At 73.5% G+C, this 12,846-nt stretch carries 14 protein-coding genes; 6 read left to right on the plus strand and 8 right to left on the minus strand.

The window, feature by feature from the left end; genetic code table 11:
- Window positions 1-128: 128 nt before the first annotated feature.
- The 5 genes from AB0H83_RS42805 to AB0H83_RS42825 all read right to left on the minus strand — a co-directional run bounded on the left by AB0H83_RS42805 (window position 129) and on the right by AB0H83_RS42825 (window position 4,584).
- Window positions 129-953 carry an SDR family oxidoreductase gene (locus AB0H83_RS42805; RefSeq protein ID WP_360106501.1) on the minus strand — a complete coding sequence of 275 codons (825 nt, stop codon included), beginning with the start codon at window positions 951-953 and terminating at the stop codon, window positions 129-131.
- Window positions 950-2,101 (minus strand): M20/M25/M40 family metallo-hydrolase, encoded by a 1,152-nt coding sequence (locus AB0H83_RS42810; protein ID WP_360106504.1) that lies wholly within the window; start codon window positions 2,099-2,101, stop codon window positions 950-952. Before AB0H83_RS42810 ends, AB0H83_RS42805 begins: the two co-directional genes overlap by 4 nt.
- 207 nt (window positions 2,102-2,308) lie before the next feature.
- Complete coding sequence (locus AB0H83_RS42815; protein WP_360106507.1) at window positions 2,309-3,172, minus strand: [LysW]-aminoadipate kinase; 864 nt, start codon at window positions 3,170-3,172, stop codon at window positions 2,309-2,311.
- Window positions 3,173-3,335: 163 nt separating this feature from the next.
- Window positions 3,336-4,316: an N-acetyl-gamma-glutamyl-phosphate reductase gene (gene argC, locus AB0H83_RS42820; protein ID WP_360106510.1), complete on the minus strand. Its 981-nt coding sequence runs from the start codon at window positions 4,314-4,316 to the stop codon at window positions 3,336-3,338.
- Between the two features lie 88 nt (window positions 4,317-4,404).
- The gene (locus AB0H83_RS42825) at window positions 4,405-4,584 is read right to left on the minus strand and encodes a lysine biosynthesis protein LysW (protein WP_360106513.1); all 180 of its coding nucleotides are present in this window, start codon (window positions 4,582-4,584) and stop codon (window positions 4,405-4,407) included.
- Window positions 4,585-4,986: 402 nt separating this feature from the next.
- On the opposite strand from AB0H83_RS42825, the gene AB0H83_RS42830 reads away from it, so the two are divergent.
- From AB0H83_RS42830 to AB0H83_RS42855, 6 genes are all read left to right on the plus strand, one after another.
- On the plus strand, window positions 4,987-6,342 hold the full coding sequence (locus tag AB0H83_RS42830; protein WP_360106516.1) for a DegT/DnrJ/EryC1/StrS family aminotransferase: 1,356 nt from the start codon (window positions 4,987-4,989) through the stop codon (window positions 6,340-6,342).
- A gap of 141 nt (window positions 6,343-6,483) precedes the next feature.
- Window positions 6,484-7,251, plus strand: a complete 768-nt coding sequence (locus tag AB0H83_RS42835; protein ID WP_360106519.1) for a transketolase — start codon at window positions 6,484-6,486, stop codon at window positions 7,249-7,251.
- Window positions 7,248-8,330 carry a transketolase C-terminal domain-containing protein gene (locus AB0H83_RS42840; RefSeq protein ID WP_360106522.1) on the plus strand — a complete coding sequence of 361 codons (1,083 nt, stop codon included), beginning with the start codon at window positions 7,248-7,250 and terminating at the stop codon, window positions 8,328-8,330. The genes AB0H83_RS42835 and AB0H83_RS42840 overlap by 4 nt, the downstream gene beginning before the upstream one ends.
- A gap of 5 nt (window positions 8,331-8,335) precedes the next feature.
- Window positions 8,336-8,605, plus strand: coding sequence for a phosphopantetheine-binding protein (locus tag AB0H83_RS42845; protein ID WP_360106525.1), 270 nt, complete (start codon window positions 8,336-8,338; stop codon window positions 8,603-8,605).
- A 2-nt stretch (window positions 8,606-8,607) separates the two neighbouring features.
- Entirely contained in the window at window positions 8,608-9,858 is a 1,251-nt protein-coding gene (locus tag AB0H83_RS42850; RefSeq protein ID WP_360106528.1) for an acyltransferase, read from the plus strand.
- A gap of 110 nt (window positions 9,859-9,968) precedes the next feature.
- Window positions 9,969-11,084, plus strand: a complete 1,116-nt coding sequence (locus tag AB0H83_RS42855; RefSeq protein ID WP_360106531.1) for a winged helix DNA-binding domain-containing protein — start codon at window positions 9,969-9,971, stop codon at window positions 11,082-11,084.
- 33 nt (window positions 11,085-11,117) lie between these two features.
- On the opposite strand, the gene AB0H83_RS42860 is transcribed toward AB0H83_RS42855, so the two are convergent.
- The 3 genes from AB0H83_RS42860 to AB0H83_RS42870 all read right to left on the minus strand — a co-directional run bounded on the left by AB0H83_RS42860 (window position 11,118) and on the right by AB0H83_RS42870 (window position 12,710).
- Window positions 11,118-11,651 (minus strand): DinB family protein, encoded by a 534-nt coding sequence (locus AB0H83_RS42860; RefSeq protein ID WP_360106534.1) that lies wholly within the window; start codon window positions 11,649-11,651, stop codon window positions 11,118-11,120.
- Window positions 11,652-11,767: 116 nt separating this feature from the next.
- Window positions 11,768-12,166 carry a PaaI family thioesterase gene (locus tag AB0H83_RS42865; RefSeq protein ID WP_360106537.1) on the minus strand — a complete coding sequence of 133 codons (399 nt, stop codon included), beginning with the start codon at window positions 12,164-12,166 and terminating at the stop codon, window positions 11,768-11,770.
- Window positions 12,167-12,242: 76 nt separating this feature from the next.
- Entirely contained in the window at window positions 12,243-12,710 is a 468-nt protein-coding gene (locus tag AB0H83_RS42870; RefSeq protein ID WP_360106540.1) for a hypothetical protein, read from the minus strand.
- Window positions 12,711-12,846 lie beyond the last annotated feature (136 nt).

Raw genomic sequence — 12,846 nt, forward strand, 5'->3', positions numbered from 1 at the left:
TCGGAGGGCCTTTGTGCGGGCCGCGTGGTCCGCGGATCGCGTGATCTGCTCGCGTGATCTGCTCGCGTGGTCTGCTCGCGTGGTCTGCTCGCGTGATCTGCTCGCGTGGTCTGCGGATCGCGGCTGGTTCAGCGGGCGGTGAAGCCGCCGTCGACGACCAGCTCGGTGCCGGTGACGCCGCCGGAGTTGGGGCTCGCCAGCCACAGGCAGGCGGCCGACACCTCGGCCGCGGTGACCAGCCGGCCGATCGCGTGCAGGGCGGCGGACGTGTCCTCGTAGTCCTCCAACCCGGAGCCGAGCGACTCCGCGACCGCGCGGGTACTACGGGTGCCCAGCTGGGCGTCGTCGGCGACGGTGCTCGGGCAGACCGCGTTCGCGCGGACGCCGTGCCGGCCGTACTCCAGCGCGATCGACTTGGTCAGCCCGACCACGCCGTGCTTGGACGCGACGTAGTTGGAGTAGAGCTCGAAGGCGACCCGGCCGCCGGTCGACGCGGTGTTCACGATCCGCCCGCCGCCCTGCGCGACCATGTGCGGCAGCACGGCCCGGCAGCACCGCCAGGTGCCGCTGAGGTTGACGTCCAGCGCGAGCTGCCACTGCTCCTCGGTCAGCTCGTGCGCCCGCCGCCCGCCGGGGCCGAGCACCCCGGCGTTGTTGAGCAGCACGTCGATCTGGCCGAACTCGTCGATGCCCTCGTCGACGACCTTGTCGACGCCGGCCTGGTCGCGCACGTCGGCGACGCCGGTGAGCACCCGGCTGCCGAAGCGCCGGCAGGCGTCGGCGGTCTGCTCCAGGTCGCGCCGGCCCGACATCGGGTACGGCCCGGCCTCCGGATCGCAGTGGTCGACGAGGATCAGGTCGGCGCCCTCGCGGGCGAAGGTCAGCGCGTGGGAGCGGCCCAGCGCACGGGCCGCGCCAGTGATCATGGCGACGTTCCCGTCGAGCAGCATCATGCCTCCAGGGGATGCGAACGGTCGGACGGCAGGGATCCGGCTGACCCGGCGAGCGCCGGTTCGAGCGGGCAGGACGGCGTCGTGGCCAGCTGACGGCCGAGCCGGGGCAGGGCGACGGCGAGGACGTCGATCGCGCGGTACAGCTCGCTGATCGGGATGTGCTCGTCGGTGGTGTGGTCCAGGTGGGCGTCCCCGGGGCCGTAGGCGGCCATCGGCACGCCCCACGGGTCGAGGGTGTTCATGTCGGAGGTGCCGGCCTTGCGCTTGAACGCCGGGCGGGCGCCCTGGGCGGCGATCGCCGCGCGCAGCTGGCTCACCACCGGGTCCGACCGGGTCCGGGTCACCCCGGGCACCCGCTCGTCGACCCAGATCCGGCTGTGCGTACGGCTGCGGGCGAAGCGCTCCAGCGCCGCGAAGTCGAAGCCCGGCGGCACCCGGCAGGTCAGGAACGCCTCGGCGGAGGCGAGGTCACCGCACAGCCGGATGAGCGTGCCCGCCGCGACGCCGAACGCGACCGGGTCCTGCTCCGCCGACAGGCCGCGCAGGTAGTCCTGCACGTCCCGGGCGAAGGCGGCGGCGCGCTCCACCGCCGTGGGCTCCGGGCTGCTGGTGTGCAGCGGCGGCTGGTGCATCTCGTACCCGAGGCCGATGCGGCCCTTGTACCCCAGGCAGACCCCGTCCCAGCCGCTCGGCTCGCCGATGACGACGGCGTCCGGGCGCGGCACGGTCGCCATCACGTGCCGGGCGCCGCGCGAGCCGGCCACCTCCTCGCCGACCGCGCCGACGACGTGCACCCGCACCTCGCGGCTGCGCGCGGCGGCGCAGATCATCGTGACGAAGGCGCCCTTGGCGTCCACCGAGCCGCGGCCGTAGAGCAGGTCACCGACCTGGCAGACCGGGACCTGACCGGGCACGGTGTCGATGTGGCCGAGCAGCATCACGGTGGGCCCGCCGCCGGGGCCGATGACGCCGTGGACGTTGCCGACCTCGTCGACGTGCGCGTCGAAGCCGAGCGTGTCCAGCTGCTCGGCGAGGAACCCCGCGAGGGGCAGCTCCTGCCCGGAGACCGACGGGATGCTCAGCGCGGCGCGCAGCAGCCACGCCGGGTAGTCTGCGCGCAGCCCACCGCTCCGCTTCGGTCCGCTCATGCCGCCACCTCCGCTGCGCTCCGGACCGCTCATACCGCCACCTCCGCTGCGCTCCGGCGCCGGCCTGAGCCCCACCCTGAGCCCATGACTCGCAGCCCTCCGCTGCGCTCCGGACCGCTCATGCCGCCACCTCCGCTGCGCTCCGGCGCCGGCCCGAGCCCCACCCTGAGCCCATGACTCGCAGCCCTCCGCTGCGCTCCGGACCGCTCATGCCCGGCCCCCGTCCCGGACGAAGGTGCCGGCGCCGCCGAGGGCCCGGCGGATCGGCTGGTCCTGCTTCGCGGCGGCGATGGCGACGTGCTCCACGGTCCGGCTGGCGCGCAGCCCGGCCCGGACCTTGTGCCGCATCCGCCCGCGGACGAGGTCCCCGTCGAGGTGCTCCGGGCCGACCTCCGCAAGCCGGGTCGACGGGTCGGCGGGGTCGCTGAGGACCCCGACCACGTCGGTGAGCAGGATCAGCGCGTCGGCCTGCAGGGCAACGGCGAGCCGGGCCGCGGTCTCGTCGGCGTCGACGTTGAGCAGGTTGCCCTCGGCATCGCTGGCCGGCGGTGACACCACGGGGACGTCGCCGCGATCCAGCACCGCCTGGACCGAGCTGGGGTCGACCCGCTCGATCCGGCCGGACCGGTCGTCGCGGATCAGCACGGTCCGCCCGTCCTGCACCGACCGGATCGCCGGCTTGCGCGTCGCCGTCAGCATCTCGCCGTCGGCGCCGCTGAGGCCGACCGCGCGGGCGCCGCGGGCCCGCAGCCCGCTGACGAGCTCCGGTTTCACCTGCCCGAGCAGGGCCATCGTGATCACTTCGAGCATCGGCTGGTCGGTGCGCCGGCTGTGCGTGCCGTCCGGCGACCTGATCACCTCGCGCTCCACGCCGAGCTGGTCGGCCAGCTCGTCGGCGGCGACCCCGCCGCCGTGCACCAGCACGGCCGGCCGGCCGGCCACGGCCAGCTCGGCCACCTCGTCCAGCAACGCCTCCGGGTCAGCGCCGCCACCGATCTTGACCACGATCACCCCGCCGGTGGCGCCCCTCAAAGGGTCCCGGCTGCCGTCCTGCGCCATGTCCTCACTCACCTCCCGTCGTGTCCCGTCGTGTTGTCGCCGTGCCGCCGCGGTCCGCCCGCCGCAGTCCGCCCGCCGCGGTCAGGCCGCCGCAGTCCGCCCGCCGCTGTCCGGCCGCCGCGGTCAGGCCGCCGCTGTCCGGCCGCCGCGGTCAGGGCCCGCGGTCAGGCCCCGATCAGGCCGGGTGCAGGCCCGGGAACTCCAGGCCGGCGTCCTCCGGCAGGCCGCGGGCGACGTTGAGGCTCTGCACGCCACCGCCGGCCGCCCCCTTCACGAGGTTGTCCAGCGCGGCCACCACGACGATGCGCCGGCCGTCCTCGTCGACCGCGCAGCCGACGTCGGTGAAGTTGGTGCCGGACAGGAACTGCGGGTCCGGCAGCCGGTGCACGCCGCGACTGCGGGCGACCACCCGCACGAACGGGCGGTCCCGGTACGCGTGCTGCAGCACCCGCAGCACGTCCCGGCGGGTGACCGGCTCCGGCGGCGTGACATGGCAGATCACCTGCACGCCACGGACGGCCGGGACCGCGGTCACGGTCATCCGGGGGCGTACCCCCGCGTGGGCGGCGATCTCGGCCTCGTGCCGGTGCCCGGTGGGCCGGTAGACCCGGAAGGCCTGCCCGCGCTCGGCGTGGTGCGAGGCGGATCCCGGCTCGGCGCCGGAGCCCGACGAGCCGGTCCGGGCGTCCACCACGACGTCGCCGGCCACCAGGCCGGCCCGTTGCAGCGGGGCCAGGGCCAGCACGGCGGCGGTCGCCATGCAGCCGGGGACGCTGATCCGGGCGGCGCCGGGCAGTTCGTCGCCGTACAGCTCGGGCAGGCCGGTCCGGTACGTCTCGCCCGACGCGGAGCTCGCGCCGGCCCGGAAGTCCGGGCTGAGGTCGACGATGGTCCCGGCGACCTCCGCGACGCCGGCCTCCACCTCGGCGGAGGCACCCGACGGCAGGGCCAGGAAGGCGGTGTCCACCGGGCTCAGCTCCTGCGGCGGCTGGAAGGTCAGCCCCAGATGGTGCAGGTTGGGGTGCACCTCCGCGACCGGCCGGCCGGCGTACCGGCGCGAGACCGCCTGCACGAGGTCGAGCTCGGGGTGGGTGTGCACCAGGCGGAGCAGCTCCCCGCCGGTGTAGCCGGCCGCGCCGAGAACACTCACCTTCACCGGGCAGTTCCTTCCCGCTCGTGGTCGTCGTATCGCATTCGCTGAAGGACGTGCAGGGTTCTGAAGGTGCAAGCCCCGCCCGCGGGGGCTACTCGCCCCAGTCCTCCTCGACCTCGGGCGCCAGCGCGAGGACCACCGGCCCGGTCGCCACCACCTCGAGCTCGCTGGAGCAGTGCTGGCAGATCACGATCTCGGCAACCATCAGTTCGTCGGAGACGGGTACCGCGCCCGCGCACTCGGGGCACTGCACACTCAGCGCAACAGTCATAGTTGCCTCCCGCAGATTGTGTGATTACTGTTTGCTAACACTGCAGAAGCTAACACATGCTTCACGACCGCACACCCCGAGAGACATTCTTGTCGCGAGGCAAGGACAGATCGGCACCGATCACTGGCAGCCGCCAGCAGCGAGGATCGCCGGATCCGGGCACAGGAAAGAAAAGTGCTGCTCCACAAGCCTTTCGGGACCACAACTGCGCCCGCACCGGACCCGCGGAGATCAAGTTGCGGATGCCGGCGACCGGGACGATGCTGGCCGTCGGACCACCGTGCCGACTGGCTGACACTGCACCGGCGGGGCGAAGAGTCTACATTTGTCTATCGAGTGTCTGCGATGACCAAAGGTCCGCCGGCCCGCGTCCGTGTTCCGTCCGTCCGGAGGTGTCCACCCATGTCTGAGACGACCCGCACCGCGAGCCGTCCGGTGTCCGAACGCGCCGGTGCGGAGCTGGCGCTGCTCGGCGGTCCCAGGGCCGTGCCCAAGGACTGCGCCGACGGCAACTGGCCGATCGTCACCGAGGCCGACGAGCAGGCGGTGCTGCGCGTGCTGCGCAGCGGCCACCTCAACGCCGCCTCGCCCGGCGAGCTCGAGGTCGGCCGGCTGGAGGCGTCGTGGGCCCAGACCACCGAGGTGCGGCACTGCGTGGCCGTCGCCTCCGGCACCGCCGCACTGCACGTCGCGCTGCGCGCCTGCGGCGTCGGCCCCGGCGACGAGGTGATCGTGCCGGCGCTGACCATGAACGCCACCGCGCACGCCGTGCACGCCGCCGGCGGCACCGCGGTGTTCGCCGACATCGAGCCCGACACCTACACGTACACGATGGACCCCCACTCCGCGGCCGAGGCCGCCGGGCCGCGCACCGCGGCGCTGCTGCCGGTGCACCTGCACGGCCTGCCGGCGGACATGGCGGCGCTGAACCGGCTCGCGGGCCGCCTCGACGTGCCCGTGGTCGAGGACGCGGCCCAGGCGCACGGCGCGCTGCACGACGGGCGGCGCGCCGGCGCGCTCGGCACCGCCGGCTGCTTCAGCCTGCACCCGCACAAGAACCTGCCGACCTGCGGCGAGGGCGGGCTCGTCACCACCGACGACGACGAGCTGCACGAGCAGCTGGTGCGGCTGCGCAACTTCGGCGAGCTGACCCCGACCGGGTCCCGCACGTACATCTCCCACCGCACGGCGCTCAACGCCCGCATCGCGCCGGTCGCGGCCGCGTTCACCCGCTCGCAGCTGGCCCGCTTCCACAACGACGCCCGCCGGCGCGAGACCGGCATCCGCGCCTTCCTGGACCGGCTGGCGCACCTGCCCGGGCTGCACGTGCCGCGGGCGCCCGCCGGACGCACCCACACCTGGCACATCCTGCGCCTGATGCCCGAGCCGGAGGAGCTCGGCCTGGACCCGCAGCACCGCGCCGGGTTGCGCGCCGCCCTGCACCGGGCGCTGCGCGCCGAGGGCGTGCCGGTCTCCCAGTGGCAGGTCGCGCCGCTGCCCGCGCACCCCGCGTTCCGCCCCGCCGGGCTGTCCGAGGACGCCGCGCTGGACCGGGTGGCCGAGCGCTTCCCCGCCACCGCCGACGTCGTGGACGGCTCGCTGTGCCTGCAGCGCCGGCACCTCGACCCGGACGCCGGTCCGTTGCTGCAGCGCTACGCCGACGCATTCGAGAAGGTCTGGCAGCACTTCGACCTGATCCGCCGGATGGCCCGCTCCCGGCCGGCCCCGGGCTGGCGGGAGGTGCTGCGCCGAGGCTGACCCAATCCCACTCGACCACCACCACGAAGGGAGCCAGACATGGCCGTGCCGACCACGACAGGCCCTCCGCACTCCCCCGCGGCCCCGCCCGCACCAGCGGCGCCGGGCCCGGCGCCCGGACGCAGGCCTGACGCGGCGTCCATGGCACAGCGGATCCGCCAGGACATCATCAGGATGGCCGGCGGGCCCGAGGGCGCGCACGCGGGCGGCAGCCTGTCCTGCGCCGACCTGATGGCCGTGCTGCACGCCGAGCTGCTGCGCCCCGGCGACGCCTTCGTGCTCAGCAAGGGCCACGCCGCGCCGGCGCTGTACAGCGCGCTGACCCAGCTGGGCTGCTTCCCGGCAGACGAGCTGGACGGCTACGCCCAGCCCGGCAGCCGGCTGTTCGGCCACCCGCGGCACGACCTGCCCGGCGTCGAGTTCGCCACCGGCTCGCTCGGCCACGGGCTCGGGCTGTCGGTGGGGCTGGCCCTCGCGGAGCAGCTGCGCGGCGGCGACCGGTGCGTGTACACGGTCCTCGGCGACGGCGAGCTGCAGGAGGGCAGCGTCTGGGAGGCCACGCTGCTGGCCGGCCACCGCCGGCTGCCCGGGCTGGTCGCGGCCGTGGACCGCAACGGGCTGCAGATCACCGGCGGCACCGAGGACTGCGTCGCCCTGGAGCCCCTCGACGCCAAGTTCGCGGCCTTCGGCTGGCAGGCGCGCACCGTCGACGGGCACGACCTGCCCGCGCTGCGCGAGGCGCTGCGCCCATCCGCCGACGGGCCGGTCGCCGTCATCGCCCGCACCGTGAAGGGCCGCGGCGTGCCGTTCCTGGAGCAGCGGGTCGCCGGGCACTACGCCAAGCTCAAGCCGGCGCTGGTGCAGCGGGCCCTCGCGGCGCTCGCCCGGCCGGCGGGAGGTGCGTCATGAGTGCCGCACCGGCCGCCACCGCCGAAGAAGCCGCAAGCAAGGCCGCCGAGGAGGTCACGCTCGGCCCCGACCCGCGCGCCGCCTACCGCGAGGCGCTGCTGGAGCTGGCCGCCGCAGACCCCCGGGTGATCTGCCTGGACTCCGACACCGGCGGGCTGGAGGACACGTTCGCCAAGCGGTTCCCCGGCCAGTACGTGAACATCGGCATCGCCGAGGCCAACCTGATGACGGTCGCCGCCGGCCTCGCCAGCCGCGGCTTCATCCCGTACGTGCACACGATGGCGACGTTCGCGACCATGCGTGCGGCGGAGTTCCTGAAGCTCGACGTGGTCGGCAACCGGCTGCCGGTGCGGGTGATCGCCACCCACGGCGGGCTGTCGGCCGCGCACTTCGGCACCACCCACTTCGCCCTGGAGGACCTGGCGGTCGCCCGCGCGCTGGCGGACCTGACCGTCGTCGTGCCCGGCGACGGGCGGCACATCGCCGCCGCCACCCGGCAGCTGCACGAGCTTCCCGGCCCCGCGTACCTGCGGCTGGGTCGCTCGGCCACGCCGGTGCCCCCGGACGGCGGCGCGGCGGCCCCGGCCGGTGGTGGCGACGCGGCGCCGGGCTTCGAGCTCGGCCGCGCCAGGGTGCTGCGCGAGGGCACCGACGCCACCGTCGTGGCGACCGGTGCGCTGCCGCTGCTGTTCGCCCTGGAGGCCGCCGAGGAGCTCGCCGGGGACGGCATCGCCGTCCAGGTGCTCGAGCTGCACACGCTGCACCCGCTGGACCGCGACGGGCTGCTCGCCGGCTGCCGCGGCCGGGCCGGCGTGGTGACGGTGGAGGAGCACCGGCCGCAGGGCGGCATGGGCGACGCCGTCGCCGAGGTGGTGGCCGCCGACCTGGCGGTGCCGATGCGACGGCTCGCGGTGCGGGGCAGCCCCGGCGCCCGCGTCGCCGGCCAGTGCGACGCGCTGGCCGCACACGGGGTGAGCACCGCCGCGGTGGTCGACGCCGCGCGGGACCTGCTCGCCCGGACCTACGACCAGCACGAGCGACCGGCGCGCCACGGGGCCGCCGCCACGAGGACGAGGTGATGACGATGGCCACGACGGCACTGATCCACGACGAGGACCGGATCCGCTACGTGAGCGGTGTGTACCAGCGGGTGCTCAAGCTCGACCGGGACGTGTCCGCCGACGACGATTTCTTCGCTCTCGGCGGCACCTCACTGACCGCAATGGAGGTCATCGACCTGATCGAGGCCGAACAGGGACGGCGTTTGCCGGTGCGCAACTTCTATCAGGCGACCGTGGTCCGCGAACTGGCCGGGGAACTCGACCCGGCCGCCGACTCCACCGGAGGTGCCTGACCATGACACCGAGAACGCACGTCTCCAGCGCGGAGATCACCGCCGCGGACCACCAGGTCGCGACGGTCGCCGGCCCCGGGCCGGGGACCGAGCGGCGGCGCAGCGACAAGCTGCACTCCCTCACCGGCCTGCGCTTCGTCGCGGCCTTCCTCGTCGTGCTCTGCCACGTCGGGATCAACCTGCTGCCCAACGTCGCCCGGGACCAGGTGTTCGTGCTGCACGTGTTCTACGGGTTCGGCTCCGTCGGGGTGTCGTTCTTCTTCATCCTCAGCGGTTTCGTGCTGACCTGGGTCGCCCGCGACACCGACACCGTGCCGCAGTTCTGGCGCCGACGGTTCTTCAAGATCTATCCGAACCACCTGGTGACGCTGCTGGCCGCGGTGCTGCTCGCGGTGAGCGCGGCGCACGCGCTGTCGACCCGCGACGCGCTCGCCACGCTGTTCCTGGTACACGCGTGGATCCCCGACCAGGACCTGCTGTTCAACCTGTGGTCCAACACGCCGACCTGGTCGCTGTCGTGTGAGCTGCTGTTCTACCTCGCCTTCCCGTTCGTGCTGAACCTGCTGCGCAAGGTGCGCCCGGAGCGGCTGTGGCGCGGCTTCTGGATCACGTTCGCCGCGATCTGCGCCGTGCCGTTCGTGGCGCTGCTGCTGCCCGGCGGCGGGCTGCACCGCGGCACCGGGCTGCCGTGGCTGCACATGTGGTTCATGACGTTCTTCCCGCCGGTGCGGATGCTCGAGTTCGTGCTGGGCATGTTCACCGCGCTGATCGTCATCCACGGCCGCTGGGTGAAGCGGTGGCCGCTGCCCGTGGCGCTCGCCGTCGCGGCGGTCGGGGCCATCGCCGCCGGTGGCGCGACCCCGCCGGTCCTCGGCTTCGTCGCGGTCTCCGCGCTGCCGCTGGTGTTCCTGGTAGGCGCCGCGGCCAACGCCGACATCAACCGGGGCGGCAGCTCGCTGGGCGGGCGCGTCATGGTGTTCCTCGGTGAGATCTCCTTCGCGCTGTACCTGGTGCACTGGCTCGTCGTGGTCTACGGCTGGATCGGCCGGCACTCCCCGACCTGGGGCGCGGACCCGGCGCAGGCGCCGACGACGTGGGCGACGGTGCTCACCTATGCGGGGCTGACCATCGTCACCAGCCTGGTGCTCGCCTGGCTGCTGTACACGTTCGTGGAGCGGCCCATCATGCGGCGGTGGAGCCGCCCCGCCGCGAAACGCAACACGCTCGAGGCCAGGACCGCGGACACCGGCTGAACGCACGCGACGGGGCTCCCACCACGGATGGTGGGAGCTTCGTCGCGTCTGCTGCCGGGTATACAGACTCGTTGTACGGTGAGTATCTGTTGACTGCAGAAGGGGACGACGTGAAAGTCACCTGGAAACAGGTCGCCACGTGGCGGATGCAGCGCCAGTACGTGCACCCGCGCACGAAGCGGACCGCGAGCGAGATCGTCGGCAGACTGTGTGGTGTGCAGGCGCAGGTGTGGAGCGCCGCCGAACTGGCCGTCGCGTTGCGCCAGGCGACACCCGACGGCGACACCGTCGACCGCGACGTCGCCGACCTCACGCTGATGAAGACGTGGGCCATGCGTGGCACCCTGCACCTGCTGCGCCCCGACGACGCCGGTGCCTACCTGTCGCTGATGGCCGATGCGGGCAGCTGGCTCAAACCCTCGTGGACGAAGGCGTCCGGCGTCAGCCCGAAGCAGGTCGACGAGCTGACCGAGGAGGTGTCCGGCATCCTCGACGGCGGCGCCGAGCTGACCCGCGACGAGCTGGTCACCCGCCTCATCGCCGACAAACGGTTCAAGGGCATGGAGGAGCGGCTGCGCTCCGGCTGGGGCTCGGTGCTCAAGCCCCTCGCCTGGCGCGGCGCCCTGTGCCATGGGCCGAACAAGGGCAACAAGATCACGTTCACGTCGCCGGCGAAGAAGTTCGGCGCCGACTGGAAGGGCATCCCCGAGCCCGACGACGCCGCGCGGGTGGCGATCGAGGCCTACCTCGGCGCGTACGGCCCGGCGACGCCGGACACCTTCGACCGCTGGCTCACGCTCAACAGCACCAGCAAACCGAAGCTGCGCAAGTGGTTCGCGGCGCTGGAGGACCGGCTGACCGAGGTCGACGTCGAGGGCCGCAAGGCGCTGATCCTGACCGAGCACGCGGACGCGCTCGCCGACGCCAAGCCGTGCCAGAGCATCAAGCTGCTCGGCCACTTCGACCAGTACATCCTCGGCCCGGGCACGAAGGACGACGCGCTGCTGGACGCCAAGCACCGCACCGCGGTGAGCCGGGCGGCCGGCTGGATCTCCCCGATCGTCGTCGTCGACGGCAGGGTCGAGGCGGTGTGGGAGATCGACGGCCAGGAGCTCGTGGTGACCCCATTCGACGGCGTCCGCCTGCCGGAGAAGGACCTGCAGAAGGAAGCCACGCACGTCGGCAAGGCCAACGGGCTCAGCGGGCTGACGGTTCGCCTGGCCTGACCGGTGCCGTGACCGGTGGCCTGGCCGGCGGGCTCAGCCGAACTTGGCCCGGTAGAGGTCGCGCAGCAGGCAGATCTCCGCGCCGTGGTGCATCACCTCGCGGTTGACGTGCAGCAGCAGCGTGGCCATCGGCCGCTTGCTCCACGGGCCCTCGGCGTCGCCCATCGCCCGCGCGAGGGCAGCGCCGTCGAGGCCGGCCACCGCGTCGCGCCAGCCACGGTAGTGCCGCTCCAGGGTCGCCACGGCGGCCTCGGCGGTCACCGGCAGCTGCGCGGTCTGCATGGTGAGCGTGCCGTCGCCGAAGTGCGCGCTGGTCCGGATGCCGAGCACGTGGAACGACACGTGCGTCATGCGCCACGCGATGGTGGTCACCGGCGGCGGGTCGGGGTCCTGCTCCCGCTGCTGCCCGTCGAGGGTCGCCCCGCCGTCCGCGGCGGTCCGCAGCGACCAGCAGTCCTTCACCGGCTCCCAGAAGTACTCGTCGTCGGTGAGCCCGGCCAGCCGCGGCGCCAGGTGGTGTTCCCAGTACAGGTCGAGCTGGTCGACCACCTCGGCGCGCCAGATCATCCGCGGCTCCCGTCGGTTGATGAGGATGACTCAGCCACCGTAGGCCGGCGGCGGCGGACACCACATCGGGTCGGCGCCGGGTCCCCCGAACGTGATCACCCCGGGCGGCTCGCGGCTCAGCGCAGGTTCTGCAGCCGGACCTGCCCGCGGGCGACCAGGTTGCCCGCGGCGTCCAGGGTCTCCACCGCCCAGACCTGCTGGGTCGCGCCCCGGTGGACCGGCAGCGCCGTCGAGGTGAGCCGGCCGTTCGCGGCGGTCACCGGGGCGTAGAAGTCGGTGGTGTTGCTGACGCCGACCACGGTGCCCCGCTCGCCGATCCAGCGGTCCGCGGCCACGCTCGCGACGGACTCGACGACCGCGCAGTGCACCCCGCCGTGCAGGATGCCGTGCGGTTGCAGCAGGTCGCCGCGGGCCGACCAGGTGGCGACCACCCGGTCCGGACCGACCTGCCCGAACTGCAGGCCGAGGTGCTCGACATAGGGTCCGAGGCGTTGCTCCACCGTTTCCGTCGTCATGCGTCAAGTATCCCAGTGTCTACGAGACTCTGCAGAGTCGCGACCGGCCCCGATCGGCGCGGAGCCACGCGCCGGGTCACGTGTCGAGGAACTCCAGCAGGCCGTTGCGGCGCAGCCGGTCGACCCACGCCTGGGCGGTGTAACGGGGCACGTCGAAGTGCCGGGCCAGCTGGCCCACGCTGCCGGTGCGGCGCAGCTCGGCGGCGACCAGCTCGGGGTCGGGCATGCGCCGGTAGGGCCGCTCGGGCTTGGCCCGGCGGGGCGTGGCGTCCTCGGCGTCCGCCGGCGCTCCGGTGAGCACGGTCGCGGCCACGGCGCTGCTGAGCGAGCGGGCCAGCATGTCGAAGTCGATCGACCGGGCCGCGTTGGTCGGCAGTGCGCCGCCCTCGGGCGCCATCACCGACAGCTCGACGACCTGGGCCTCGAGGTTCTTGTTGATCCGGACCCTGGCGGTGATGGTGGCGGGCATCTTGTCACCGTCCGGACTCTCGGCCACGATCTTGACCGTGTAGTGCGTTTCAGCGTACTCCTGACCGGTGTTCATCGAGACCGCCTTATTCGGTTGCGCTCCCCGGGCAAGCCGAGGGAAAGGTGCGTGTGGAGTGGCGCAGCAATTGTGCCAATACTATACTCCCGTCGAATCTTGGCAGCGTCACCCGAACAGTGACACTTCAAAGGCG

This window comes from Dactylosporangium sp. NPDC050688, from assembly GCF_040654515.1.
Lineage (GTDB): Bacteria > Actinomycetota > Actinomycetes > Mycobacteriales > Micromonosporaceae > Dactylosporangium.